The sequence below is a fragment of the Streptomyces sp. NPDC007929 genome, from assembly GCF_042959065.1.
Lineage (GTDB): Bacteria > Actinomycetota > Actinomycetes > Streptomycetales > Streptomycetaceae > Streptomyces.
The window spans coordinates 639,985-666,056 of the sequence record NZ_JBIBKD010000003.1 but is presented as its reverse complement, the minus strand read 5'-3'; the positions used below and the strand labels follow the sequence as shown (position 1 = coordinate 666,056).

Here is a 26,072-nt window from a genome sequence, read left to right as displayed (position 1 = left end):
GAAGGGCGCCCGGTGTGCACCGGGCGCCCTTCGCGCGTCTCCTGGCCGGCTACTCGTCGTCGCCCGGCCTGATCGGGTCGAACGGGTCGCCTTCGTCACCGGGCGGTGTCGCCGGCGGGGAGGTCGGCGGGGTGAAGGTGGGCGGTGTCGTCGAGGGGGGCGGCGGCGGGGACGACGGGGGCTCCTCCGTGGTCGGCGGCGGGGACGACGACGGCTCCTCGGTCGTGGGCTCGTCGGAGGGCTTCTCGGACGGCGTCCGCGAGGGCGTCGGCGTCCAGGTCGGCTCGACGGCGGCGCCCTGCTGGGTCTCCAGGTCGAACTTGTCGACGTCGCCCATCACACCGAAGGTGTACGCCGCCCAGATCTGCGCCGGGAACGCGCCGCCGTTGACGCGGGGTTCGCCGCCGGCCTTGTACATCGGGACCTGGGCGTGGGTCTTGGGGTCCTCGCCGAACAGGCCGACCGAGGTGACCAGGTCGGGTGTGTAGCCGGTGAACCAGGCCGACTTGTTGTTGTCGGAGGTGCCCGTCTTGCCCGCGACCTGCTGGCCGTCGCGGCGGGGGTTGTTCGCCACGGACGCCTGGGCGGTGCCGTCGTCGACCACGCCGGTCAGCACCGAGGTGACGGAGTCGGCGGCCTCGCGGCTGATGACCTGGTCGCCGACCGGGTCGGGCATGGTGACGTTCTGGTTGAGGTGCTCCGCGGACTTCACCAGGGCGGGGGTGACCTTCCTGCCGTGGTTGTCGAGGGTCGCGTAGACACCGGCCATCTGCAGCGGGCTCGCGCCCATGCTGCCGAGGGTCTGCGCGGGCACGGCCTCCATGTTCTCGGTGTCCATACCGAGCTGTCCGGCGACCTTCACCACCTCGGGCATGCCGACGTCGACGCCCATCTGCGCGAAGACGGAGTTGACCGACTTGTTCATCGCCGTCTGGACGGTGATCGGGCCGTAGCTGCGGTCGTCCTCGTTCTCGGGGGCGAAGCCGACCTTGGTGCCGTCCTCCACGACAGGGCGCTTGCTGGTGCCGTCGTAGATCGTGTTCGCGGTGATCGGCTTGCCGCTCTGGGTCTTGGCCCGCTCCTCCAGGGCGGCGGCCAGGATGACCGGCTTGAAGGTGGAGGCGGGCTGGTAGTCGGTGCGGGTCGCGTTGTTCACGTAGTGCTTGAAGTAGTCCTCGCCGCCGTACATCGCGACCACCGCGCCGGTCTTGGGGTTCACGGACGCGGCACCGGCCTGGACGGCCGCGTCGACCTTGCGCTTGTCGGGGTCGAGTTTGCTGGTCAGCTGCTGCTTGACGGACTTCTCCAGCGCCGCCTGTTTCTTCTTGTCGATGTTGAGCGTCAGGGTCCAGCCGCCGGCGTTGACCATCGCCTCGGCTTCCTTGCTGCTGTCGGCGGTGCCGTCGGCGACGAGCCGCTTCTCCAGCGCGATGTTGGCCGCGTTGACCAGGTAGCCCTTCTGGCCCTCCATGCCGGGGGCGGGCTTGGGCTCCTCGGGCACCGGGAACTTCATCCCGGCCCGGTCGGAGGCGCTCAGCCAGCCCTCTTCGACCATGTTGTCCAGGACGTAGTTCCAGCGCGCCTTCACCAGCTTCTTACCGCCCTCCGAGGCGACGGCCCAGTCGTACTGGCTGGGGGCCTGGAGGAGCGCGGCGAGGTAGGCGCCCTGCGCGACCGTGAGCTGCTCGGCGTCCTTGCGGTAGTAGGCCTGGGCGGCGGCCTGGATGCCGTAGGCGTTGCGGCCGTAGTAGCTGGTGTTGATGTAGCCGGCCAGGATGTAGTCCTTGGACTTCTCCCGGTCCAGCTTCAGCGAGATGACCAGTTCCTTCAGCTTGCGCGTGACGGTCTGTTCCTGCGTCAGGTAGTAGTTCTTGACGTACTGCTGGGTGATCGTCGAACCGCCCTGCGCGCCCCGGCCGGAGACCGTGTTGAACAGACCCCGGGCGGTGCCCTTGAAGTCGACGCCGGCGTCCTTGAAGAAGGTCTTGTTCTCGGCCGCGACGAAGGTCATCCGCACCTCCTTCGGGACCCGGCTCAGATCGACGTTCTCGCGGTTGACCTTGCCGTCGCGGGCCATGATCGAGCCGTCGCTGTACTTGTAGATGTTGCTCTGCCGTTTGGCGTCGGCGTTCCCCTTAGGGATGTCGATCACCATGTACAGCACGATGAAGGCCCCCATGCCCAGCAGGCACAGGCCGAGGAAAGTGCCGACGATCTTCTTCCAGGTGAAGAGCCTGCGTATGCCGCTCTTCCCGGGCGCGGCCGACGAACGGTGGCTCTTGGGTGCCGCCCGGCGCCCACCGCGCTGTCGGGCGCGTCTCTCTTCCGCTCGTCCCATGAGTCCGATCTGCTCCGCTTCGTTCATGTGTGCTCACATGTCACACAGGTTCGCCGCTCAGGTCAGCTCAGAAAGCTAACACCGGGAGATAAGAGATAGGGCTGCCGATCCGGTCCTTTGCGGACGTGACAATCAGCACCCATCCCTACGGAACCGACGTACGAGACACCCGCAGGGTTGCCATAACGCAGAAAAGTGTTATCACTTAGCTAGGCAGAAGCTATGCAGGTGTGGCTTCGACAGAAGAACGGGGGACCACCCATGTCCACGCACGACACACAGGTCACCGCCGACGTGCCCGACATGCCGGAGCCACGCGTGCGGGAGTTCACCGCGCACAGCATCGGCGGCGGGCTCGCCCTGCTGCTCGGACTGCTCGGGCTGCTGGCCGGCGCGGGACTGATCGCTGCCGCCACCTCGGTGGACGCGACCGGCGCGAAGGCCGGGCTGATCATCGGCGGCATCCTGGTCGCCCTCGCGGCGTTCCTCGCCATGTGCGGCCTGAACATGGTGGCGCCGGGCGAGGCCCGCGTGGTCCAGCTCTTCGGCCGCTACCGCGGCACCATCCGCCAGGACGGCCTGCGCTGGGTGAACCCCTTCACCTCCCGCACGAAGATCTCGACCCGTGTGCGCAACCACGAGACGGCCGTCCTGAAGGTCAACGACGCCTACGGCAACCCGATCGAGCTCGCCGCGGTCGTGGTGTGGCGCGTCGAGGACACCGCCCAGGCCACCTTCGAGGTCGACGACTACATCGAGTTCGTCTCCACCCAGACCGAGGCGGCCGTGCGCCACATCGCCATCGAGTACCCCTACGACGCCCACGAGGAGGACGGCCTCTCGCTGCGCGGCAACGCCGAGGAGATCACCGAGAAGCTCGCCGTCGAGCTGCACGCGCGGGTGGAGGCGGCCGGGGTGCAGATCATCGAGTCCCGCTTCACGCACCTCGCCTACGCCCCCGAGATCGCCTCGGCGATGCTCCAGCGGCAGCAGGCCGGTGCGGTGGTCGCGGCGCGCCGCCAGATCGTGGACGGGGCGGTGGGCATGGTGGAGGCCGCGATCGCCCGGATCACCGAGCGGGACATCGTGGAGCTGGACTCCGAGCGGAAGGCGGCCATGGTCTCCAACCTGATGGTGGTGCTGTGCGGTGACCGGGCCGCGCAGCCGGTCCTCAACACCGGGTCCCTCTACCAGTGACCGTCCCCGGCGAAGGTCCGGGCCCGCGGCGCCGACCGCAGCAGCAGCGCAAGCAGGTGCTGCTGCGGCTGGACCCGGCGGTGTACGAGGCGCTCGCGCGGTGGGCCGGGGACGAACTGCGCTCGGCCAACGCCCAGATCGAGTTCCTGCTGCGCAAGGCGCTGGCGGAGGCGGGGCGGCTGCCGCGGGACACCGGACCGCTGCCCCGGCGCGGGCGACCCCCCGGCCCTTCCGGGGGGTCCGGACCCGGGCCTTCCGGGGGGTCCGGACCCGGGCCCTCCGGGGGGTCCGCCCCCGGTCCGCCGCCGGCCTGAGCGCCCGGGCCGCACGCCGGTCGCGGAACGCCCGCCCCGACACGGCCGCCGCGACATGGCCGTCGCGGAGCGCCTGTTGCCGAACCGCTGTTGCGGAACCGTGACAACCCGTCCCGACCTGCACAGCCCTACCGCCCGCCGTGAGCTGCACACTCGGCGTATACACATCGCGTATACACGCCATGTACAGTCCTGCTCATGTCCATCGGTCACACTCTCCTGGGGCTCCTGGAGTCCGGCCCGCGCCATGGTTACGACCTGAAGCGGGCCTTCGACGAGAAGTTCGGTCACGACCGGCCCCTGCACTACGGCCAGGTCTACTCGACGATGTCCCGGCTGCTGAAGAACGGGCTCGTCGAAGTCGACGGCATCGAGGCCGGCGGCGGCCCCGAGCGCAAGCGGTACGCGATCACCGAGGCCGGCATCACCGACGTCGCGCGCTGGCTCGCCACGCCCGAGAAGCCGGAGCCGTACCTCCAGTCGACCCTCTACACCAAGATCGTCCTCGCGCTGCTCACCCACCGCGACGCCGCCGACATCCTCGACACCCAGCGCTCGGAGCACCTGCGCAGCATGCGGATCCTCACCGACCGCAAGCGCAAGGGGGATCTGGCCGACCAGCTCATCTGCGACCACGCGCTGTTCCACCTGGAGGCGGACCTGCGCTGGCTGGAGCTGACCGCGGCCCGTCTGGACAAGCTCCGTGAGGCGGTGGCCCGATGACGATTCCCGCCGGTTCGCTCCTCACCGCCCAGGACCTGCGCAAGACGTACGGCCCGACGACCGCGCTCGACGGCGCCGGGTTCTCCATCCACCCCGGCGAGGTCGTCGCCGTGATGGGCCCCTCCGGCTCAGGCAAGTCCACTCTGCTGCACTGCCTCGCCGGGATCGTCATGCCCGACTCGGGCTCGATCACGTACAACGGGCGCGAGGTGACCGCGATGAGCGACGCCGAGCGCAGTGCGCTGCGGCGCTCGGAGTTCGGGTTCGTGTTCCAGTTCGGGCAGCTCGTGCCGGAACTGACCTGTGTGGAGAACGTGGCACTGCCGCTGCGGCTGAACGGGTCGTCCCGCAAGGAGGCCGAACGGACCGCGCTGGCGTGGATGGAGCGGCTGGAGGTCGACGACCTGCGCAAGAAGCGGCCCGGCGAGGTGTCCGGCGGTCAGGGGCAGCGGGTCGCGGTCGCGCGGTCGCTGGTGACCAACCCGCGGGTCGTCTTCGCCGACGAGCCGACCGGGGCGCTCGACTCCTTCAACGGCGAGCGCGTGATGGAGCTGCTGACGGACGCCGCCCGGTCCGCGAACGCGGCCGTGGTGCTCGTCACGCACGAGGCGCGGGTGGCCGCGTACTCCGACCGCGAGATCGTCGTGCGGGACGGCAAGTCCCGTGACATGGAGCGCGTCGTATGAGCGTCGGGCAGTGGAGCCGGGACCTCGCCATGGGGGCCCGGTTCGCCCTCGCCGGCGGGCGCGAGGGGTGGACACGGTCGCTGCTCACAGCGGTCGGTGTCGGGCTCGGGGTGGCGCTGCTGCTGCTCACCACCGCGATTCCCAACGCGCTGGCGGAGCGGGACCGGCGCGAGAAGGCGCGCAGCGACCACACGTTCAGCCAGGAGAAGATACCGAAGGCCGACGACACGCTGGTGGTCGTGGACGCGGACACCACGTTCCGCACCCTGGACGTGCGCGGCAGGCTGCTGGAGCCGGACGGCCCGAAGGCCCCGCTGCCGCCGGGCGTCTCCGAGTTCCCGGCGGTGGGCGAGATGGTCGTCTCCCCCGCGCTGAAGGAGCTGCTCGACTCCGACGACGGCAAGCTGCTGCGGGAACGGCTGGACTACCGCGTCTCCGGCACCATCGGCGAGCAGGGGCTCGTCGGCTCGCAGGAACTCGCCTACTTCGCGGGCGGCGAGGGGCTGGCGAAGCTGCTGGACGGCTCCGCGAGCGGCGCCCGGATCGACCACTTCGGCAACGACGACCTGGGGTCGTCCGACCCCTGGGACCCAGTGCTGCTCATGCTGGTCCTGGTCGTCTTCGTGGTGTTGCTGATGCCGGTCGCCGTGTTCATCGCCGCGGCCGTGCGGTTCGGCGGCGAGCGGCGTGACCGCAGGCTGGCGGCCCTGCGGCTGGTCGGTTCCGACAGCCGGATGACCCGGCGGATCGCCGCCGGCGAGGCCCTCGCCGGATCGGTGCTGGGACTCGTCCTGGGCACCGGGTTCTTCCTGCTCGGACGCGAACTGGCGGCCTCCGCCGAGGTGTACCGGGTCAGCGTGTTCCCGAGCTATCTGAACCCCTCTCCGGTCCTGGCCCTCCTGGTCGCGCTGGCGGTGCCGGCGGCGGCGGTCCTGGTGACGATCCTCGCCCTGCGCGGGGTGGTCATCGAGCCCCTCGGCGTGGTGCGCACGGCCAAGCCCGCACGGCGCCGGCTGTGGTGGCGGCTGCTGCTGCCGCTGGGCGGCGTGGCGCTGCTCTACCCGATGATCGGGCAGGGCAACGACAGCGGGGACTTCAACCAGTACCTCGTCGTCGGCGGTGTGATGCTCCTGCTGGTCGGTGTCACGGCGCTGCTCCCCTGGGTGGTGGAGACGGTCGTGGCGCGGCTCGGCACGGGCGGGGTCGCCTGGCAACTGGCGATCCGCCGCCTCCAGTTGAGCAGTGGCGCGGCGGCCCGGATGGTCAACGGCATCGCGGTGGCGGTGGCCGGGGCGATCGCCCTGCAGATGCTCTTCGCCGGGGTCGAGGACAACTACACCCGGTCATCGCGGTACGACGTCTCCCGGGCCCAGATGAGTGTGGACGTGCCCGACGGCGCCGACACCTCGGACCTCATCGGCAAGTACCGCGACACCGAGGGCGTACGCAAGATCATCGCCCTGTCGGACGTCTACCTCGCCGACCGTCCCGCCGACTCGGAGGGCCTGGCCCAGCTCACCGTGGCCGACTGCGCCGGGCTGCGCGAGGTGGCCACGCTCCCCTCCTGCCGTGACGGGGACGTCTTCGCGGCCAAGGGCTCTCAGTACAACAGCGACAGCGACCACCTCGCCGAGCCGGGCACGACCCTGTGGGCCGATGGGGACGGCGACACCGCCGGGTCGGACGAGCGCCGGGTCTCCTGGACGGTGCCGCGGGACATCCGCACGGTCCAGCCCCGCAAGGACCCCACCGGGGAGGAGCGCGGCGGCATCCTGGTCACACCGGGCGCGCTGCCCGAGAAACTGGCGGCGTTCGCGTCCACGCGGCTCTTCCTGAGCCTGGACCTGTCGATGCCGGACGCCTACGACCACGTGCGCAACACGGCAGCGCGGCTCGACCCCACGGTCCAGCCCATGACCTGGCGCAGCATCGAGAGCAACGACCGCTACGCCGCCATCCGTACGGGTCTGTCCGTCGGCTCGGCCTGCGTGCTGGCGCTGATCGGGGCGAGCCTGCTCGTCTCGCAGCTGGAGCAGTTGCGGGAACGGCGCAAGCTGCTGTCGTCCTTGGTCGCCTTCGGCACCAGGCGCCGCACTCTCGGCCTGTCGGTGCTGTGGCAGACGGCGATCCCGATCGGTCTCGGCCTGCTGCTCGCCGCGACGGTGGGCATCGCCCTGGGCGCGGTCCTGCTGCGGATGACCAGCACCTCGGTCCGGGTGGACTGGCCGAGCGTGCTGTCGATGACCGGCATCGGCGCCGGTGTCGTCCTCGTGGTGACGCTGCTGAGTCTGCCTCCGCTGCTGAGGCTGATGCGGCCGGACGGGCTGCGCACCGAGTAGCGGCGACCGCGCCCCGCCCGTACGGGCCGTCAGGTGTCCTGCTCCAGGACCCGTACGGGCAGCGGGCGCAGTGCCTGCCGCAGGGCGGCCGCCAGTTCCTCGTACTCCGCGCCGCGCGCGGCTCCCACCCGCATCGCCAGGGCGATCCGGCGGGTGGGGGCCGGGTCGGCGAAGTACCCGGTGAGGAGCTGGTTGCTGCGGGAGATCTCGACCTTCAGGGCGGTGCGCGGCAGCAGGGTGACGCCGAGCCCGCCCGCGACGAGCTGCACCAGCGTGGACAGACCGGCGGCGGTGGTGGTGACCGGCACGTCGTCGCGACCGGCGTCCCGGCAGATGTCGAGGGCCTGGTCACGCAGGCAGTGGCCCTCGTCCAGCAGCAGCAGGTTCAGCTCGCGCAACGCCTGGCGCGCAATGCCCTCCCGTCCGCCGAGTTCGTGGTCCAGCGGTGTGACCAGCACGAAGTCCTCGTCGAACAGCGGAAGTTCGCAGACGCCCGGCACGCCCAGCGGCACGGCGAGCAGCAGCAGGTCGAGCCGGCCGGCGGCGAGGCCGTCGAGCAGGCTGGCGGTCTGCTCCTCGTGCACCTGGAGGTCGAGGTGCGGATACCGCTCGTGGACGAGCCGTAGGACCGTCGGCAGCAGATAGGGCGCGACCGTCGGGATCACGCCGAGCCGCAGCGCCCCGGTGAAGGGTGCCCGGACCGCCTCGGCCTCCTCCATGAGCGCCTCCACCTCCCCCAGAACGGCCTTGGCCCGTACGGCGATCCGCTCCCCCTCGGGCGAGAGCAGCACCTTGCGCGTCGTACGCTCGAGGAGTGTCACTCCGAGTGACTCCTCCAGGGCCGACACGGCGCCCGAGAGGGCGGGCTGGCTCATGCCGATCGCGGCTGCCGCGTCCCGGAAGTGAAGGTGTTCGGCCACCGTGGCGAACGCCCTGAGCTGGGCCAGACTGGGCTGCCTGCGCTTATTACCGACAGTCACTGATAACTACCTCCGATCAACTCGACCGAGTGTAGCTATTTCCGTAATCAATCCAGGCTGTGCCAACATCAACACAGTCCAACCCATGGGAAACCCCCGCGATCCGGGAGTTTCTTCGCTGCAAGGAGTGTGTGTGCTCACCGTCGGTGACAAGTTCCCCGAGTTCGACCTGACCGCCTGCGTCTCGCTGGAGAAGGGCGAGGAGTTCCAGCAGATCAACCACAAGACCTACGAGGGTCAGTGGAAGGTCATCTTCGCGTGGCCCAAGGACTTCACCTTCGTGTGCCCGACCGAGATCGCCGCCTTCGGCAAGCTGAACGAGGAGTTCGCGGACCGCGACGCGCAGGTCCTCGGCTTCTCCGGTGACTCCGAGTTCGTCCACCACGCCTGGCGCAAGGACCACGACGACCTGCGCGACCTGCCGTTCCCGATGATGGCCGACTCCAAGCACGAGCTGATGCGCGACCTCGGCATCGAGGGCGAGGACGGCTTCGCCAAGCGTGCGGTGTTCATCGTGGACCAGAACAACGAGATCCAGTTCTCCATGGTGACCGCGGGCTCGGTCGGCCGTAACCCGAAGGAGGTCCTCCGGGTCCTGGACGCCCTCCAGACGGACGAGCTGTGCCCCTGCAACTGGTCCAAGGGCGACGAGACGCTCGACCCCGTCGCGCTGCTCTCCGGGGAGTGATCTGACATGTCGCTGGACGCCCTGAAGTCCGCCATACCGGACTACGCCAAGGACCTGAAGCTCAACCTGGGCTCGGTCATCGGCAACTCCGACCTGCCGGCCCAGCAGCTGTGGGGCACGGTGCTGTCGACGGCCATCGCCTCGCGCTCCCCGATCGTGCTGCGCGAGCTGGAGCCGGAGGCGAAGGCGAACCTGTCGCCGGAGGCGTACACGGCCGCCAAGGCCGCCGCCGCGGTGATGGCGATGAACAACGTCTTCTACCGCACCCGTCACCTGCTGTCGGACCACGAGTACGGCACCCTGCGCGCGGGTCTGCGGATGAACGTCATCGGCAACCCGGGCGTCGACAAGGTCGACTTCGAGCTGTGGTCCTTCGCCGTCTCGGCCATCAACGGCTGCGGCATGTGCCTGGACTCCCACGAGCAGGTCCTGCGCAAGGCGGGCCTCGACCGTGACGTCATCCAGGAGGCCTTCAAGATCGCCTCCGTCATCCAGGCGGTCGGCGTCACGCTGGACGCCGAGGCGATCCTGGCCGAGTGATCCTCGGCCGGCCGCCTCACACAGCAGGGCCCCGCCCACCTGACCGGTGGACGGGGCCCTGCTGTCGCTCTCGATGCCGCCCGGCTACTGAGCCGGCGGGGTCTCCTCGGGGGCCGGTTCCGAGCTCACCGCCGTGGCTCCGCGGGGGCGTACCGACTGGCGCAGGGCCGATCTCTGGGAGTACGACCGGAGATAGCCGGCGACCGTGTTCGTCACGGCCACCAGGGGCACGGCCACCACCGCGCCGCCGATGCCGGCCACCATGCCGCCCGCCGCGACCGACAGGACCACCGCCAGCGGATGCACCCGGACCGCACGGCCCAGGATGAACGGCTGGAGGATGTGCCCCTCGATCTGCTGCACCGCCAGCACCACCACCAGCGTCATGACGGCCGTGAACACCCCCTGGGTGACCAGCGCGACGACCACCGCCAGCGCCCCGGACACCACCGCGCCCACCAGCGGGATGAACGCGAACAGGAAGATGAACACCGCCAGCGGCACGGCCATCGGCACATCGAGGAAGTAGATGCCGAGGCCGATGAAGATCGCGTCGATCAGCGCGACGAGCACCGTGCCCCGCACATACGCCGTCAGCGTCCGCCACGCCGCCGGACCGGCCCCGGCCACTCCGGGCCGCGCCGCCGCGGGGACCAGCTTCAGCGTCCACTCCCAGATCCGCTTGCCGTCGTAGAGCAGGAACAGGGTGCAGAAGACCGCCAGCAGGATGCCCGTGAGCGCTTCGACGACGACCGTCACGCCTTCCAGGCCCGCCGAGGTGATCTGGTCGGTGTTGGCCCCGACCGCCTCGCGCAGGTTCTTGGCGATCTCGTTGATCTGCTTGTCGGTGACGTGGAAGGGGCTGTTCAGCAGCCAGTTCCGCAACTCGTCGATGCCGTCCTGGATCTGGTTCGACAGGTCGTCGATGTTCTCCATGACCTGCCAGGTCACGAACCAGCCGATGAGGCCGATGACGACGAAGCCGAACAACGCCGTCAGCGCCGTCGCCGGCCCCCGCGGCACCCCGTGGCGCCGCAGCCGCGCCACCGTCGGCTGCAGGATCGCCGTGATGAGCAGCGCGATGACGAAGGAGAACACCACGAGCTGGACGGCGCTGATGACGCGCATCAGCACCCACAGGGTCCCGGCGAGGACGAGGAGTCGCCAGCCCGCCTCGGCCGCGACCCGCACCCCCCACGGCACGGCCTGCGCGGGATCGGGGCGGGCGGGAACGGTGGGCGCGTAGTCCGGGGGCGGCGGTACGTGGTCGTCGATCGGGGGGTCGGGTTCGTCCCGCTCCCGTTCGGCCTCCGCGCGGCGCTGGTTGTACCGCTCGCTCATCTCGGTCAGCCCGGCACCCAGCCGGCCGAGCCACCCTGGCACTCGCGACATGATCCGTCCTCTTCCCCCGTCTTGGCGCACCACTCCCCCGGGGAGCCGTCCGTCCGACGTTACATCGCGCGAGCCCCGCACCGGACTGCGGTGCGGGGCTCGCGCGAAGGGCGGGATCGGCCGTGGGCCGGTCGGCTCAGTACCAGTGGTTGGCCTGCCAGAACGACCAGGCGTCACAGGGACTGCCGTAGCGGTCGTTCATGTAGTTGAGGCCCCACTTGATCTGGGTGGCCGGGTTGGTCCGCCAGTCGGCGCCGACGGACGACATCTTGGAACCGGGCAGCGCCTGGAACATGCCGTAGGCCCCGGAGGAGGGGTTGACCGCCTTGTAGTTCCAGTCGGACTCGTGGTCCACGATGTTGCTGAAGCACTGGAACTGACCCGACGGCACCACCTGGCGTGCCATCGCCTGGATCTGGGCGATGCTGTAGGAGCTCGCGACGGGGAAGTCGGAGATGTCCTTGGAGCGGCTGGCGGCGGCCTCCTTGGCCTCCGCGCGCTCCTTGGCGGCTGCCTCGGCGGCCTTCTTCGCGGCGTCCTTCTTGGCGATGGCCGTCTCGGCGGCGGCCTTGCGGGCGGCCTCCTCGGCGTCCTTCTTCGCGCTCGCGTCCGCCTGGATGGCCTGTGCGTCGGCCTGCTGCGTCAGCGACGCGGTCTGTACCTGGGCCTGCTGGCCCGCGGGGATGTCCGCGAGCAGCGTGGCGCCGGTTGCCGTCGCTTCCGCGTCGTTGTTCTGCGCGGTGCTGCCCGAGGCAACGCCGACGACGCTTCCGACAGCGGTGACCGCCGTGGCCGAAGCCACTGCGAATCCCCGGACCGAGATCCGGCTCACACGGTTTCCTTCCAGCATCGCCCGCTTCGGTGACCCTCGCGGACGCAATCGTGCCCCTGACACTGGCCTCCCCAACTGCGGGGTCACGGGAGGCGCGGGCCCGGTGGGCAACTCCCCCGGGGGGGAGCGCCGTGTGTAGCTCGGGCGGCATACGACATCGCTATGCAGTTGGTGCTGATGCTTTTGTGGTGCCGTACCGCTGGGGGTACAGCTGTGTCGTATGCGGGGCCTGACAGGAGTGAGACTCTGCCGTAACCGGACGGGGCAAGGCAATTCCGAGTTGCGTGTGAAAGCTCACATCCCGTTTGACGCTGGAGATTCACAGAAACGCCTACATGCGAAGGCGCCGCCCGGCTAGGCTCTTGGCCTTTTCCGAACGGCGCCAACTATCCGATAACCACCACGACTTGGTGTAGTCGGTCAGATCTGCCCGTCTTCGAGCATTTCGGTCACAAGCGCGGCGATCTGGGACCTCTCGGACCGCGTCAGGGTCACGTGCGCGAAGAGCGGATGCCCCTTCAGCTTCTCGACGACGGCGACGACACCGTCGTACCGGCCGACCCTGAGGTTGTCCCGCTGGGCCACGTCATGGGTGAGAACCACCCGCGAATTGGCCCCGATCCGGGACAGAACGGTCAGAAGTACGTTCCTCTCCAGTGACTGTGCCTCGTCCACGATGACGAACGCGTCGTGCAGCGAGCGGCCGCGGATGTGGGTGAGCGGCAGGACCTCCAGCATCCCGCGTGCGGTGACCTCCTCGATGACCTCACGGGAGGTGACCGCCGACAGCGTGTCGAACACGGCCTGCGCCCAGGGGCTCATCTTCTCGGCCTCGGAGCCCGGCAGATAGCCCAGCTCCTGCCCGCCCACCGCGTACAGCGGACGGAAGACCATCACCTTCTGGTGCTGACGGCGCTCCAGCACCGCCTCCAGACCCGCGCACAGCGCCAGTGCCGACTTGCCGGTGCCGGCCCGGCCGCCCATCGACACGATGCCGACGTCCGGGTCGAGCAGCAGGTCGAGCGCGATCCGCTGCTCGGCGCTGCGGCCCTTGATGCCGAACGCCTCCCGATCCCCGCGCACGACACGGATGTTGCCGTCGGGGGTGACCCGCCCGAGTGCCTTGCCGCGCTCCGACTGGATCATCAGGCCGGTGTGCACCGGCAGGCCGGCGGCCTCGGGGACGTGGACCCGCCCTTCCTCGAAGAGGATGTCCACCTGCTCGCCGGGCAGGGTCAGTTCGGACATTCCGGTCCAGCCGGAGGAGTCCGTGATGGCGAGCTCCGCGCGGTACTCCTCGGCGAGGAGTCCGACGGAGGACGCCTTGATCCTGAGCGGGAGGTCCTTCGACACGACGGTGACGTCGAACCCCTCGGCCTGCAGATTGCGGGCGACCGCGAGGATGCGGGAGTCGTTGTCCCCCAGGCGGTAGCCGCTGGGCAGCACGCTGGGGTCCGAGTGGTTGAGCTCGACACGGACGGTCCCGCCGAGATCCCCGATCGGGATGGGGGCGTCGAGGCGACCGTGCCGGACGCGGAACTCGTCGAGCAGGCGCAGCGCCTGCCGGGCGAAGTAGCCGAGTTCGGGATGGTGCCGCTTGGCCTCCAGCTCCGTGACCACGACGATGGGGAGCACGACCTCGTGCTCGTCGAAGCGGTTCAGTGCGTTCGGGTCGGCCAGCAGGACGCTGGTGTCGAGAACATAGGTGCGCCGGTCGGGCTTGTGGCGCTTTGTGCTGGTCACCACGGAAGGACGTACCCCCTCGGATGAGGTCGGGGAGCGACGGTATGGAGCTGGACCGGTCGTCGGCCGCCCTGCGCGGGCCGAGAACCGGCCCTCCGCCTCTTCGTCCGTGCTGTGACCGCACGATCGGGCTGGTGCAAAGGGCCTCCCGGGCGGACGGCCCCGTGCCGTCCGCTGAGATCCGACACCCGTGGTTCGGGCGTCGACCTGTCTGGGTTATGCCCTCGAACGAGCGTCGCCATGCCACGGCATATGACGGCGAGGCGGTGAACTCCGTGTGACGCCTGTCCTCGCCCGGGTGGCGGGAGGTGCGGCGGCGTTGTTCCGGGAGGTGCCGCGACGTGGGGCGTCCGGTGTCGGGGCGCCCTGCGGGGGATGCCCGGTGAGGGGGATTCAGCCGCCGTAGCGCCGATGGCGGGCCGCGTAGTCGCGCATGGCGCGCAGGAAGTCGACCTTGCGGAACGCCGGCCAGAACACGTCACAGAAGTAGTACTCGGAGTGCGCGGTCTGCCAGAGCATGAATCCGGACAGCCGCTGCTCGCCACTGGTGCGGATGACCAGGTCGGGGTCGGGCTGGTGGCTCGTGTAGAGGTGACGCCCGATCATGTCGATGTCGACGGCCTCGGCGAGCGCCTCCATCGAGGTGCCCTTCTCCTGGGCGTCGAGCAGCATCGAGCGCACCGCGTCGGCGATCTCCTGCCGTCCGCCGTAGCCGATGGCGACGTTGACCACTATCCCGTCGACGTGCGCCGTGGTCTCCTCGGCCTCCTTGAGGACCGTCTGCATCGCGGAGGGCAGCAGGTCGGGCGTGCCGACGTGGTGCACGCGCCAGCGGCCGTCGGCGGCCAGGGTGCGGACGACGTCCTCGATGATGCCGAGCAGGGGGACGAGCTCCTCCTGCGGCCGGTCGAAGTTGTCCGTGGACAGCAGCCAGAGGGTGACGACCTCGACGTCGGTCTCGGTGCACCAGCCGAGGAACTCCTCGATCTTCCCGGCCCCGGCCCGGTGACCGTCGACGGTGCTGGAACCGGCGGCCTTCGCCCAGCGCCGGTTGCCGTCCATGATGACGCCGATGTGCTTGGGCACCTGAGCGTGGTCCAGGTGGCCTTCCACCCGGCGTGCGTAGAGCCTGACCAGCAGGCCGCGCAGCTTGTCGCGCAGGTTCACGTGATTGTCAGCCCCTCCGTACGGATCGGACAGGCCGCGGCGTGCGGCCCGGTCGTGGCCGCGGGCGGTCCCTGCCCGTATGGCGGTCCCCGGGGGCGAAGCCTACCCCCGCACCGGCCCTGGGCCGCCAACTGGGGCGGAGCGGGCGGTTCCGCCCGGTGGGCCGAGCGGGGGTCCGGGAGGCGGTTCGAGCCGCCGGGCGGAACAAAGAAAAACGGGCCGGTCCGTGGGGGGGGAGACGGACCGGCCCGAGGGGGGGTTTCCACCATAACCCTTCGTAAGTGATGCTGCGCGCATCGGCGTGCCACAACTACTCTCCGGAGCCGTCCGGCGACGCGGCGATGCTCACGGAAGCCCTCGTTCAGGGCTCGCTCCTGGCCGAAACACCTCGCATACGCTGGGAAATCGGGCGCCACGGGAGGGGAACCGGAGGATTTACCGGATCTTGGGGTCCAGTCGGGTGACTTGTCACGGCATCCCCCCGACGGGTGAACCGGACCCGAACCCCCACTTGACCGCCACCCGGCCTTCACGGCGGCTCGGGCCGGCTCCGATTCTCGGCTTTGCCGACAGGACATCGCCGGGGCGCCGGCTCGATGGGGCTCGGCGGGGTGGCCTTGGCACCGCGCAGCCCCCTCCACTGCGCGGTACCGCCCGCGCAGCTTTGCTCACGCGAATTACCCTGGTCCGAACCTACGTGAGCGACGACGCGGAGGCGAGCTGTGGGCGATAACAATGTGAAAACCCTCGTCGGGAGATGCGCAAGTGCGGTGTGTGAAAGGAGTGAAGGGGCGACACACGAGCACGCTCCTGGGTCCGCGGTCAGTCAGACTTGCGTGCCTCGAAGAGGTGCCGGGTGCTGTGCGCGACGAAGGGGCCGTCGGTGCGGATGCGCTCGTGCAGCTCCCGCAGCCGCTGCCGGTAGGCCTCGACGGTGAAGCCCGGGACCATCCAGACCACCTTGCGCAGGAAGTGCACGACCGCGCCGATGTCGTGGAACTCCATGCGCAGCCGCTCCGCCCGCAGATCGACGACGTCGAGCCCGGCGGCCTCGGCGTCGGCACGCTCACGGTCGGGGTGCCGGGCGCCGCGCACGTCGTCCGGCTGGGGCCCGAGGAAGTACTCGACGAGTTCGAAGACGCTGGCCGGGCCGACGTGCTGGGCGAAGTACGTCCCGCCGGGCTGGAGGACGCGGGCGATCTCCTCCCAGTGCGGGCGGACGGGGTGACGGCTGACGACCAGGTCGAAGGCACCGTCGGCGAAGGGCAGCGGGTCGTCCTCGGCAGCGGCGACGACGGCGACGCCACGCGGGCGGAGCAGGGCGGTGGCCTTGGCGACGTTGGGGGGCCAGCCTTCGGTGGCGATGGTCAGGAGGGGCGGCTTCGCGGCGGCGACCCTGGCGAGGGCGAAGTCCAGTACCTCCCCTCCCCCGGTCTGCACGTCGAGCACGGCGCTCGCCCGGCCGAGACGCTCGGACAGCGACACGGCGTACCCCCAGGAGGGACGCGCTTCGGTCGCCCGCCCTTCGAACCAGGAGAAGTCCCAGCCTTCTGTGGGGACGGAGGCGCCTTCGGCGAGAAGGTCTTCGAAGGTGCCGGGGTGGGGGTTGCGGTGCTTTGCCATGGAGGGATCGTGGCAGGGATCGGACGGGGACGTCTTCCGATTTCCGCTCACGTGAGGACGAGCATGACGTGCTCGTTGTCGCCGTGCCGGAGGGTGCCGGTTCGCTGAGCGCGGGCTCAGGGCGTGAGCAAGCACTCAGGGCACGAGGGGGCGCACTTCTTCCGCCGCGAACCGCACGAAGCCCTCCGGGTCGGGTTCGTCCGCCGTCGGTTGCAGGACGACACTGTCGGCACCGGCCTCGACCAGCCGCTCGACGGCCTTGGCCACCGCTCCGGCGTCTCCGGCGACCCCGAGGTCCGGTACGGCGTCGTCGTTCTCGGCGACGAGTTCCGCGCGCAGCCGGGCGGCGGCGTCGGGCCCGGTGGCGGTGAGCAGGTAGACGACGAGGGGGTGATGCCCGGCTGCGGCGTCTCGGCCGGCCGCCGCCCGCCCCTCCTCGACGAGCCGCCGTGCCTGGCGCACGCCCTCGGCGTTGGTGGAGGCGGTGAGGATGGTGCCGTCGGCGGCCTCGCCGGTGAGCCGCAGCGACCGCGGCCCGGTGGCTCCGGCCAGCACGCCGCTGTGCCGGGCGGGGTCCGGTGGCCAGTCGAGAGCGACGTCGTCGAGCTTGACGTACCGCCCGTCGACGGTGACCCGCTCTCCGGCCAGCAGGGCCCGCAGCGTGACGAGGTGCTCTCGCAGCAGGGTGAGGGGCGACTCGACGCGGGCGCCGACCTGCCCCATCCAGTCCTGCACGCCGTGCCCCACACCGAGGATCGCCCGGCCCGGGAACATGCGGTGCAGTGAGGCGGCCTCCATGGCGGTGATGGCCACGTTCCGCAGGGGCACGGGCAACAGCCCGACCCCGACCCGCACCCGCTCGGTCCACGCGAGGGCAGCGGCGGCGGTGGAGATACCGCCCTCCCTGAAACAGTCCTCCCAGAGCCACAGCTCATCGAGCCCCGCGTCATCGGCGAGCCGGGCCACGGCGCGGAGCCGCTCGGGGGCGAGTTGGGGGCGGAAGACTGCGCCTAGGGGGGTCATGCTCCTCCTCCTACCCGGATGAGGGTGCGACGGACACTCGCTCAGCGGTTGACGGCCTGGATCTCCTGTACGACCACGTCCTGGGTGGCGCCGAACGTGCCGTCGGGCAGGTCACCGCCCGCGCCGCCGCTGCCGGTCCAGTCGATCTCCCAGGTGACGGTTGCCTGGAGCGGGTACGTGCCGTTGCCCGAGGAGCGCAGGTATCTCACTCCGCAGGGTGGCGTGCGGTCCGCCTTGCCCTTCGCGTAGGGCTCACCGATGCGGCCGTTGTTGATCTCGCAGACCCCAGAGGCCGGGTAGGTCTCGGCGTCCTTGGTACCGGGTTCGATTCTGAGCGACGTCGGTCTCGCCGTCGCGGTCGCCGTGATGCCGATCACCGGTACGGACGCGGTGACGGAGACCGGCTTGAAGTCGGCGGCGTCCAGCCAGGCCCAGGTCGGGAGGTTGACCTTGGTCTGGGCGGCGGGGGCCAGGGTGACTTCGGTACCGGGGACCCGGATCTCGGCGTAGGCGAGTTCGGCGAGGACCTCGGGTGTGACGGCGTTCTCGATGTCCGCGGGCGGGGGGTCGCCCTGGTCCACCCAGAAGATGGGCTTCTCGCAGGAGTCCCAACCCGGGGGGAAGTCCTTGTCGACGAACGAGTCCCAGAAGTAGCCCTTGCCCGCCTTGTCCTTGTTGAAGTCCTTGTAGGGCTTTCCGTTGACGTACCGGTCCCGCTGTTCGGCGTCCCACTGGTAGCCCGTCGAACCGGCCTCCCAGGTCGGCTCGAGGTACTTCTTCAGCTGGTCCGGGGTGTACTTCGGGGCGTACCAGCAGGGGGGCGGGGACCAGGACGTGGTCGAGGTCAGCGCCCCGGCGGAGTTGCCGCTGCCGTTCTTCGAACGGTCGAAGACGACGCCGCCGACGGTGACGGAGACGGTGCCGTCTTTGCCTGCGTCGGCGCTCTGCCGGCTGTCCCCGTTGTTGCCGTGCTTGTCGCGCTTGGCGAAAGCGGTCTGGGCAGCGAAGACAGAGCAGCACACCAGGGTCAGGACCGTTATGACTCTCGTCGAGTTTCTTACGGCTGGCACGCCTTGTTCCCCCTGTCCGAGCCGATGTTGGACGTCTGCCAGACTCCATCGGCGTTCTTGGTGAGACTGGTGTTGTACAGCACGTAGGAGTCCGCATCCGCCGGCGACCTGTCGACCTTCTTGGTCTTCCGGTTCTTGATGTAGGACTTGCTCTCGTCGGAGCAGTAGGTGACGTAGGCCTTCTTCTCGCCGGTGAGGTTCACCTTGTAGTTGAAGTAGCGCGTCTCCCCGATCCACGTGTCGCCGTCGTTGATGTACCGCTGGGCGTAGGAGATCGAGGATTCCAGTGCCTTGCCGACGTTGTAGAAGCCGAGGGCCTTGGTGTCGGTGTTCCCCTTGAGGATCGCCTCGTCCACGGAGTTGACGCTGAGGGTGCTGTCCTTGAGGACCGCGTCCTTGGCCGCGTCGCCGGTCTTCTCGTACTCGAAGACGTTCTTGGCGTCGGACGGGAAGGTGATCGCAGGTCGGCCGGCAGGCGCCGCTTCGCTCTCACTCGGCGAGGGCGAAGCCTTGTCGCCCGTGTCGGCTCCCGCGATCTTGTCGTTGTCCTTGGCCGCGGAACTGTCGTCACTCCCGCACGCGGACAGCGTCAGGGTCGCAGCGGCGGTCAGGGTGAGCGCTGCGAGGAGGGTGGGGCGGCGGTTCACGGTCGGCTCCCGGTCAGAGGCGAGGCTTCTCTTGAGCGAACCAAAGCTATCCAGCGGGGTGCGGCGGCACCAGGGTGAAGGTTGTCAACGGGCGGGGTGTATGGGGAGGAATCGGCGTTTCGCCGCTCGGTTGGAGCCGTAACGGTTGAATAACGCGCCCATGGTGAAGACCAACGTTGGTGCCGTGTACGGCGTTCCAGTCAGGAATCAGCAAAGGGCGGGGCTCCTGGGCCCATGCGAGGGGTGCTGTCTGCGGATAGCTTGGCTGACGGGACGTCGTGTGGCGTGCGGCGCGGTCGGAGGGGGCCCGGATGGGGCGGCGTTGGCGGGACGGGCGCGGAGAGCTGGTCGTGCGCGGGGCTGGTGGGGAGGTGTCCGTGCGGGTGCCGTTGGAGATCGCCGCCTCCTACCGGGCCCGGACCAAGGGGCTGTTGGGTCGCGACTCCATCGACGGGGCGATCCTGCTCTCCCCCGCCAACAGCGTGCACACCTTCCGGATGCGCATGGCGATCGACGTCGCCTACCTCGATCGGCGACTTCGCGTCATCGCCGTGCGGACCATGCGGCCCGGGCTGCTGGGGATGCCCCGGTTGCGGGCCCGGCATGTGGTGGAGGCGGAGGCCGGGGCGATGAGTGGGTGGGGAGTGCGGAAGGGGGCTCGGGTGGAAGTGGTCGTGGCGCGGAGCCAGGCGCACGACCCCGGCGCCAGTGGTCCCCGCTCGTGACCTGGGTGACGGTCGGCCGATTAGGTGGCCTGCCGCCGCGCGCAGTGTGTCGGCGGCCGGTGCTGTGGAAGCGCCGCCGCGACACGGGTGCCTCAGTGCGTGCCAGGCCCAGCGGCCCATGCGCCTCCCCTGGAGCCGCCGGCTCCTCCGTGGGGAATCCCTCCATGGAACCGGTCACCCCCGCGAACAGCACGACCGGCTCCTCCTGCCCTCGTGGCCGACGCTCGCGGCGAGCATACGGTCGCCGACCCGCCAGTTCAGGAGGTCGCCGAAGTATCCGCTCTCGCAGAGGTGCCGGAAGAAGGGCGGGAGGTCGTCGCCGTTCGGATCCATGAAGGCATCGGCGCACCCCTCCATGGACACGGTGGCGTGCGGGCCCCATCGGGCGTCCAAGGCGGCGGCCAGGTCGATCCGCCACTCCGGCTCGCCCCCTGCGGCGGCGTGGAACGAGTCAGCCGCACAGGTACGACCTCGCGCTCTCCCTCGGCAGTACCGCCCACATCCGGGTGCCGCCGCCCGGTTCGCGGGCCTCGTCGAATCCCCAGTCTCCGCGGCAGGACTTCACCACGCAGGACAAGACCCGCAAGGTGGCTCGGCGACGGGACTCGCAGGCCGCGGCGAGGCGGGGGTTGAGATGGCGGGGATGGCCGTCGTAGAGGATCACGCGCAGGTCGCCGTCCCGGTAGCGGAGCGACACGTAGACCTCGGCGGCGGGGGTGAAACGGCAGGCGCAGGAAGCCAGTTCACTCACCACCTGGACCGCCGCGTCCGTCACGTCGTCGAGGGAGTGGGCTCGCAGGACCGTTCTGGTTGCGGCGCGTGCGATGAACGGGCTCTGCGGGGCCGCGGGGAGGGTGAAGCTGTAGGCGAGGGTTTCGGGGGTGGGGCGGTTGGGTGGCAGGTCCGTGTCCGTGGCGGACGGAGACGGGCAGGTCGTGAAGGGTGCGGGCATGGCGGCAACTCCCTTGGCGTACAGGTGGATGGTGAGGAACTCCGACTCCGAGCGGTGGCCTGTCTCCCTGACGCGAGCCAAGCCCTCCCAGGGCAGGAGATTGCGGGCGGGCTCACGCGATGCGCTTCCGGTGAGGCGGGGCGGTGTGATCGACCTGTCACTGACCGTAGGCATTGTGGAGTCACCGTGTCCAATGATTCAGAGATAATTACCCCTATCTGTGGTGAGACGGAGGCGCGACCCACCGGCAGACTGAAGCTCACACGGTGACGAAGGGGCGGTATGGGGACGAGAAGCACGCCGACGGAGCGGCAGAAGCGACTGGGCGCGGAGCTGCGCAGGATGCGGCTCGCGGCGGGTGTCACCACGGAGTACGCCGCCGGCCTGCTCGGCATCGACCGGACACGGCTGTCCAACATGGAGTCGGGAATCCGGCCGTTCTCGGCGGAACGCATCCGCACGCTTTCCTGTAACTATGCCTGTACGGACGAGACTTACGTCTCAGTGCTGGTCTCCATGGCCGAGGGCAAGGAGCGGGGGTGGTGGGAACAGTACCGAGGCACGCTGCCCGCCGGACTGCTGGACATCGCCGAGTTGGAGTGGCATGCCACGCGCGTGCGGACGGCTCAGGTCATGCACGTACCGGGGCTGCTGCAGACCGAGGAGTATGCCCGCGCCGTCTTCGTTGCCGTACTCCCCCGGCTGAGTCGACTCGAAGTCGAGTTGCGAGTGGCCCATCGTATGGAGCGGCAGCAGGTGTTCGACCGGGCCGTGCCGCTTCCGTACGTCGCCTACGTCCACGAGGCCGCGCTGCGCATGCCTTACGGCGACACTGAGGCGACCCGGCGACAGCTGGAGCACCTGGCCGCGCAGTCCGAGCGCGAGAGCGTCAATGTGCGAGTCGTTCCGACGAGCGTGAGCGGCTTTCCAGGGGCCGGACACGCACTGCTGTACGCCGAAGGGGCCGTACCCCAGCTGGACACCGTGCAACTGGACTCCGCCCACGGGCCGGAATTCACCGGCGCGGAGGCCCAGCTCACGAAGTACCGTGCCCATCTGGACTGGATGGACGACGCGGCGCTGAGTTCAGCAGCCTCCCGCGACCTCATCCGCAACATCGCCCGCGAACTCTGAGGGAGCCACCATGACACCCGGCATCACCTGGGAAGAGCCCTTCTGCGGTGAGGGAAACAACTGCTTTCGCATAGGCACCGACGCGCAAGGCAACGCCTATATCGCCGTCGCCGGGCAGGAGGAGCACCATCTGACCGACAGCCGCGATGCCCTCCGGACGCTCATCCGGGACATCAAGGCGGGCAAGGCCGACCACCTCCTGTAGGGCGCCCGCGGGCGTGGCCTGTCGGTCGCCCCCTTGGCGGAGCCGTCCGCCGAGGGCCCGCCTGGCCTGCCCGCCCCGCGACGCGAGTGTCGCGGCTGCAGGAATCGCCGCGCTCCGCGGTCTCGGAGAGGCACCGCAGCATCTCCTGCCTCCGCCGCCTCTCGTTCCTCCCGGCCTGGCCGGGACCAGCCCATCAGGCTCTTCGAAGTCGAGCGGTGGATGCGCCACGAGATTGGCAGGCCCGTTCCATTGCAGGCACGGAAAACACCTGGTCACATACTCCGGACCGGGAACGAATCTGCCTATCACCGTCCCGGGCCGCCCTGCGATCAGTGCGCGTGCACCGCTCCATTTCGCAGACCCACGGTTTTCGCCAGTCTCGGGCAACTCCTGCGGCCACCGGAAGCCGGAGCCCCACGTGCAGGGAAGCTCTTGTACAGGTAGGGCAGGAGAGGCTACTCGCCCTTTCCTTCAGCTTCCGGGCCTACTGCCGCTCCGCCTCTCCGTCCCCAGATCGAAGAGCTTCCCCTGTGCCGCCTCCGCGTTGTCCCAACTCGCCGGACCGCCCGGCTTCACCGACAGGCGATCCAGAGCCGCCCTGGCCTCAACGCTCCCCATCGCGCCCAACAGCTCGATGGCAGAGTCCGCGCCGATGTCCTCGATCACGCAGCGCTCGGCCGTATCCACCGCCCAGTCGGCGAAACGGCCGGGGTCGGAGTCCAGGGCCAGCCAGCGGAACACCGAGTCGGCGATGTCGTCCCGCAGCCGCGGGATCATGGCGAGTATCGCCGCTTCGGCGTGCTCAACGACATGCCGCTGAAGCGGGTACAGCCTCTCCCGTCCCCGCCACTCGCGCACCAGCTCGTCCACACCGGCCCACGTCACCTGGCTCGTGCAGGGCATCCTCCTCCCCACCGCCTGGTGGAACTCCTCCCACACGTGCCACAACAGGCCCGGAGACGGCGGCTGAGGCACATCCGGCGCCAACTCCGGGTCCTCCAGCAGCTCGGTCACCACCTGCCGAGCCTCCGCCACCCGCTCATCGGTGCGCGGCAGGTCCCCGATCCGACCCCAGTCGCCCTCGTCCCAAGGCTGTGGCAAGGACCGAAGGGCGCGGGGCAGAACGTAGTCACCCTCCGGATCACGCCATCGCGCGACCTGCGGATCCCACATCTCTTCGGCACTCAACTCCGCGTCCGACTCGCTCATCTCCGCCGTCCTGCCACGATTCGTGGCTGTCGTCCACTTGTTCGTCTCATTCAATGCCCAGGTACGCCTTTGCGCTGTCCGGGTCCTTCATCTTCGACCAGTCCATCGTGCCGTTCGCCGTCCGCTCGTCGATGGAACGCTGCATCCTGCCGAGCTGGTCGGCGGACAGACCCTGGCCCGCCACCTTCACGTCCACACGGTTCTTGGCCATCTCACCGGCCGCCGTCCTGGTGTCCTTCGCCGGCTTGCCGTTCCGGGCGGGTTTGAACTCGCTGAAGACCGACGTCCAGCGGTCCGCTGTCTCGATCTCCACGGTGGCCTTGCGGCCCGGCTCCTTGCTCGCCCACTTCTTGAGCCTCTCGACCTGATTGGCGAAGTCCGCCTTGCGCGTGGCCGAGCCGGCGTTCTTGACCTCCTTGACGTGCACGGTGCCGTTCTTGTCCTTGTAGACCACGTCCGCGTCCGGGATCTCGTCGAGATTCACCTTCTCCCCGTTGCCCAGGTCAGCCTCCTTGCGGTTCATCTTGCCTCCGACTCCGGCGTCCACGTGGGTTCCGGGCGCCGCGTCGTCGGCAGCGCGGCGTACGGCGTTCACCTCCGCGCGTGCCTCGGCGAGCTTGTTGGAGTCGGAGGCATTGGCGACCTTGCCTTCCAGCGCCGCGGCGGCATCGCCGTTGACGTTTTCGCGGCGTGCGAGGTCAGTGATCTCGTCGAGCGAGTCGGCCGCGTCCTTCTTGCTGATCTCACCGGATTCCGGGGGGTCCTTGGCGCGGTTGACGAGCCCGTCGATCTGGTCCTCAGGCACCGAAGAGCCCCGCTCCCGCAGCGCGGCCTTCGCCGCTTCGGCCCTGGCGTCGAGCGCCTCCTGCTGGGCCTGGCGTGCATCATCGGCGTCGTCACCCGTGCACTCCTTGCCGCCCGCGGCGACGACGATCCGGCCGGCCTGCGGGGCCGCCAGGACGCCTGTGCCGGTGCCAGGGACTCCGCGCAGGCCGCCGCCACCGCTGTACGGAATGCGCCCGATCGCGATCGTGCAGCTGCCGTTCTTCTCGGCCTTCTTCTGCGCCTCGTCGGCGTGACTCTGCGCCTCGTCCGCGGCCTTCTTCGCGCCGTCGAAGTCGCCCGCCCTGGCCGCCTTGCGCGCCTTCTCGGCCGCGTCCGCCGCCTTTTCGAGGGATTCACCGACCTCGGCCAGCTTCTTGAGCTTGGTGAACTTCGTGATGGTCTTCGGGCTGAAGATGCCGATGACGCCGACAACGGTGTTGCCGATGAAGGCGCCGTAGTTCCCCTTGTCCCACTCCTCGCCCAGTTCGTCGGCCTTGTCGCCCCACCAGTTCGTGGTGTAGCCCTTCAGGCCGTTCCAGGTGTCCTTGATCGAGCCGACCGGGTCGCTGACGACGTCCATCGTGCTGGCCAGGAAGCTCTTTGTCGGGGCCACGAAGAAGCCCCGGACATGGTCCATGAAAGTCTTGTCGTGGCGTTCCTGGTCATGTACGTCGTCCCAGAGCGACCTCTGGTCGAACGGCCCCGGAGCGAGCGGAACCGTGTCGTTCGCCGCCGCGCCCTCATAGGTGATGATCCGAGTCGACCAGGCCAGACCACCGCTGCTGTCGTTGCCGCCCGTATCACCGTCGGCGCCCGTGCCTTCCTGGCCACCAGCACCACCCTCGGTGGCCGGGTCGCCTTCGGCATCCGCCTCGTCGTTCGCGCCGGCACCACCGTCTGCCGCCGCGTCACCGCCCGCGTTCGCGCCGCCATCCGGGTCGGCGCCGTTGCGGCCGTCGGCGCCGGCGTCCGAACCACCCGGCTGCCCAGCGTCGTCCCCGGCCGCACCCGTCTCCGTACCATCGCCCTGCGGAGCGGGGCAGGCCGTGCCCGTCACCGAGCAGACCGCCGACTGGATGCCGTCGGCGATGCGCCCGCCGAGGCCGCCCACCGACAGCGCGACGATGATCGCCGCCACCACTGCGATGAGCCCCGCGTACTCCACCGCGGTCTGGCCCTCGTCCCGCCGCCAGCGGATCATTCTCCCCAGGCTGAACGTCCGCCGCTCCTCCCTGTCCTGGGGAGCGCTCTCGAACCACTCACGCGACCGGGCCCGGCGCAACAGCACGATGACAGCCACCGGCATCGCCGCCTGCGTGATACCCCTCAGATCACCGTGCAACAGCGTGCCGAGCGACAGCCACACGATCCACGCCTGTACGGCGATCAGTGGGCGGCTCGTCCACACCCCGCCCTGCCACAGCCGCCGGGCCAGGTAGACCCCGGCCAGGCTGGGCAGCGAGTCGTACACCAGGATCCCGAAGATCTCCCCGGAGTAGTACGTCACCACCGACAGCACGGTGGCCACATACAACACCGTCAGCGCGAGCTGCACCCACAGCAGTACCTGCGCCCAGCCCAGCTCCCGTGGCAACGGCGACCGCCGGTCCCAGGAGGGGGTGTTCTGCGCGCCCCACATCCCGCTCGGGGGTATCGGGTTACCGGCACCGGACATGCATGACCTCAACTCGTTGAGCGGCAGTCAAGACGAACGCCCGGC

Annotated in this window: 23 protein-coding genes; 10 read left to right on the top strand and 13 right to left on the bottom strand. The window is 69.6% G+C overall.

What is annotated here, in order from left to right:
* Positions 1 to 49: 49 nt before the first annotated feature.
* A complete protein-coding gene (locus tag ACFZDE_RS12695) occupies positions 50 to 2,338 on the bottom strand; it encodes a transglycosylase domain-containing protein (RefSeq protein ID WP_391199922.1) in 2,289 nt (762 codons plus the stop codon).
* Positions 2,339 to 2,599: 261 nt separating this feature from the next.
* On the opposite strand from ACFZDE_RS12695, the gene ACFZDE_RS12690 reads away from it, so the two are divergent.
* From ACFZDE_RS12690 to ACFZDE_RS12670, 5 genes are all read left to right on the top strand, one after another.
* Complete coding sequence (locus ACFZDE_RS12690) at positions 2,600 to 3,535, top strand: SPFH domain-containing protein (protein ID WP_390993662.1); 936 nt, start codon at positions 2,600 to 2,602, stop codon at positions 3,533 to 3,535.
* Positions 3,532 to 3,849 carry a hypothetical protein gene (locus ACFZDE_RS12685; protein ID WP_391199717.1) on the top strand — a complete coding sequence of 106 codons (318 nt, stop codon included), beginning with the start codon at positions 3,532 to 3,534 and terminating at the stop codon, positions 3,847 to 3,849. Before ACFZDE_RS12690 ends, ACFZDE_RS12685 begins: the two co-directional genes overlap by 4 nt.
* A 198-nt stretch (positions 3,850 to 4,047) precedes the next feature.
* A complete protein-coding gene (locus ACFZDE_RS12680; RefSeq protein WP_390993661.1) occupies positions 4,048 to 4,572 on the top strand; it encodes a helix-turn-helix transcriptional regulator in 525 nt (174 codons plus the stop codon).
* Positions 4,569 to 5,258, top strand: coding sequence for an ATP-binding cassette domain-containing protein (locus tag ACFZDE_RS12675; protein WP_390993660.1), 690 nt, complete (start codon positions 4,569 to 4,571; stop codon positions 5,256 to 5,258). Before ACFZDE_RS12680 ends, ACFZDE_RS12675 begins: the two co-directional genes overlap by 4 nt.
* Positions 5,255 to 7,597, top strand: coding sequence for an FtsX-like permease family protein (locus ACFZDE_RS12670; protein ID WP_391199715.1), 2,343 nt, complete (start codon positions 5,255 to 5,257; stop codon positions 7,595 to 7,597). The genes ACFZDE_RS12675 and ACFZDE_RS12670 overlap by 4 nt, the downstream gene beginning before the upstream one ends.
* Before the next feature lie 29 nt (positions 7,598 to 7,626).
* Here the strand turns inward: ACFZDE_RS12670 and ACFZDE_RS12665 are convergent, their stop codons facing one another.
* Positions 7,627 to 8,577, bottom strand: a complete 951-nt coding sequence (locus ACFZDE_RS12665; protein WP_390993658.1) for a LysR substrate-binding domain-containing protein — start codon at positions 8,575 to 8,577, stop codon at positions 7,627 to 7,629.
* Between the two features lie 133 nt (positions 8,578 to 8,710).
* Between ACFZDE_RS12665 and ACFZDE_RS12660 the strand changes: the two genes are divergently transcribed.
* Both ACFZDE_RS12660 and ACFZDE_RS12655 read left to right on the top strand, forming a co-directional pair.
* Positions 8,711 to 9,265 (top strand): redoxin domain-containing protein, encoded by a 555-nt coding sequence (locus ACFZDE_RS12660; protein ID WP_390993657.1) that lies wholly within the window; start codon positions 8,711 to 8,713, stop codon positions 9,263 to 9,265.
* A 6-nt stretch (positions 9,266 to 9,271) separates the two neighbouring features.
* On the top strand, positions 9,272 to 9,805 hold the full coding sequence (locus tag ACFZDE_RS12655; protein WP_390993656.1) for a carboxymuconolactone decarboxylase family protein: 534 nt from the start codon (positions 9,272 to 9,274) through the stop codon (positions 9,803 to 9,805).
* A gap of 84 nt (positions 9,806 to 9,889) precedes the next feature.
* On the opposite strand, the gene ACFZDE_RS12650 is transcribed toward ACFZDE_RS12655, so the two are convergent.
* The 8 genes from ACFZDE_RS12650 to ACFZDE_RS12615 form a co-directional block, all read right to left on the bottom strand.
* Complete coding sequence (locus tag ACFZDE_RS12650) at positions 9,890 to 11,197, bottom strand: AI-2E family transporter (RefSeq protein ID WP_390993655.1); 1,308 nt, start codon at positions 11,195 to 11,197, stop codon at positions 9,890 to 9,892.
* Between the two features lie 136 nt (positions 11,198 to 11,333).
* Positions 11,334 to 12,047, bottom strand: a complete 714-nt coding sequence (locus ACFZDE_RS12645) for a transglycosylase SLT domain-containing protein (protein WP_390993654.1) — start codon at positions 12,045 to 12,047, stop codon at positions 11,334 to 11,336.
* Positions 12,048 to 12,449: 402 nt separating this feature from the next.
* Positions 12,450 to 13,775 (bottom strand): PhoH family protein, encoded by a 1,326-nt coding sequence (locus ACFZDE_RS12640; protein WP_390993653.1) that lies wholly within the window; start codon positions 13,773 to 13,775, stop codon positions 12,450 to 12,452.
* Between the two features lie 390 nt (positions 13,776 to 14,165).
* Positions 14,166 to 14,939 (bottom strand): isoprenyl transferase, encoded by a 774-nt coding sequence (locus tag ACFZDE_RS12635; protein WP_388322079.1) that lies wholly within the window; start codon positions 14,937 to 14,939, stop codon positions 14,166 to 14,168.
* 822 nt (positions 14,940 to 15,761) lie between these two features.
* Positions 15,762 to 16,562 (bottom strand): methyltransferase domain-containing protein, encoded by an 801-nt coding sequence (locus ACFZDE_RS12630; RefSeq protein ID WP_391199713.1) that lies wholly within the window; start codon positions 16,560 to 16,562, stop codon positions 15,762 to 15,764.
* Positions 16,563 to 16,697: 135 nt separating this feature from the next.
* Positions 16,698 to 17,585 carry an LLM class flavin-dependent oxidoreductase gene (locus tag ACFZDE_RS12625; RefSeq protein ID WP_391199712.1) on the bottom strand — a complete coding sequence of 296 codons (888 nt, stop codon included), beginning with the start codon at positions 17,583 to 17,585 and terminating at the stop codon, positions 16,698 to 16,700.
* Between the two features lie 41 nt (positions 17,586 to 17,626).
* Positions 17,627 to 18,655 (bottom strand): hypothetical protein, encoded by a 1,029-nt coding sequence (locus ACFZDE_RS12620; protein WP_391199711.1) that lies wholly within the window; start codon positions 18,653 to 18,655, stop codon positions 17,627 to 17,629.
* Complete coding sequence (locus ACFZDE_RS12615) at positions 18,643 to 19,302, bottom strand: hypothetical protein (protein WP_391199709.1); 660 nt, start codon at positions 19,300 to 19,302, stop codon at positions 18,643 to 18,645. The genes ACFZDE_RS12620 and ACFZDE_RS12615 overlap by 13 nt, the downstream gene beginning before the upstream one ends.
* A 311-nt stretch (positions 19,303 to 19,613) precedes the next feature.
* Here ACFZDE_RS12615 and ACFZDE_RS12610 point away from each other — a divergent pair, with 311 nt between their 5' ends.
* Entirely contained in the window at positions 19,614 to 20,027 is a 414-nt protein-coding gene (locus ACFZDE_RS12610; protein WP_391199707.1) for a DUF192 domain-containing protein, read from the top strand.
* Between the two features lie 451 nt (positions 20,028 to 20,478).
* Here ACFZDE_RS12610 and ACFZDE_RS12605 read toward each other — a convergent pair whose 3' ends face one another.
* Complete coding sequence (locus ACFZDE_RS12605; protein WP_391199705.1) at positions 20,479 to 20,979, bottom strand: ATP-binding protein; 501 nt, start codon at positions 20,977 to 20,979, stop codon at positions 20,479 to 20,481.
* Positions 20,980 to 21,261: 282 nt separating this feature from the next.
* Between ACFZDE_RS12605 and ACFZDE_RS12600 the strand changes: the two genes are divergently transcribed.
* Entirely contained in the window at positions 21,262 to 22,113 is an 852-nt protein-coding gene (locus tag ACFZDE_RS12600; protein ID WP_391199704.1) for a Scr1 family TA system antitoxin-like transcriptional regulator, read from the top strand.
* A 10-nt stretch (positions 22,114 to 22,123) separates the two neighbouring features.
* Positions 22,124 to 22,318, top strand: coding sequence for a hypothetical protein (locus ACFZDE_RS12595; RefSeq protein WP_391199703.1), 195 nt, complete (start codon positions 22,124 to 22,126; stop codon positions 22,316 to 22,318).
* 471 nt (positions 22,319 to 22,789) lie between these two features.
* On the opposite strand, the gene ACFZDE_RS12590 is transcribed toward ACFZDE_RS12595, so the two are convergent.
* Positions 22,790 to 23,527, bottom strand: a complete 738-nt coding sequence (locus ACFZDE_RS12590) for a hypothetical protein (RefSeq protein ID WP_391199701.1) — start codon at positions 23,525 to 23,527, stop codon at positions 22,790 to 22,792.
* Between the two features lie 46 nt (positions 23,528 to 23,573).
* Positions 23,574 to 26,027 (bottom strand): hypothetical protein, encoded by a 2,454-nt coding sequence (locus tag ACFZDE_RS12585; protein ID WP_391199700.1) that lies wholly within the window; start codon positions 26,025 to 26,027, stop codon positions 23,574 to 23,576.
* Positions 26,028 to 26,072 lie beyond the last annotated feature (45 nt).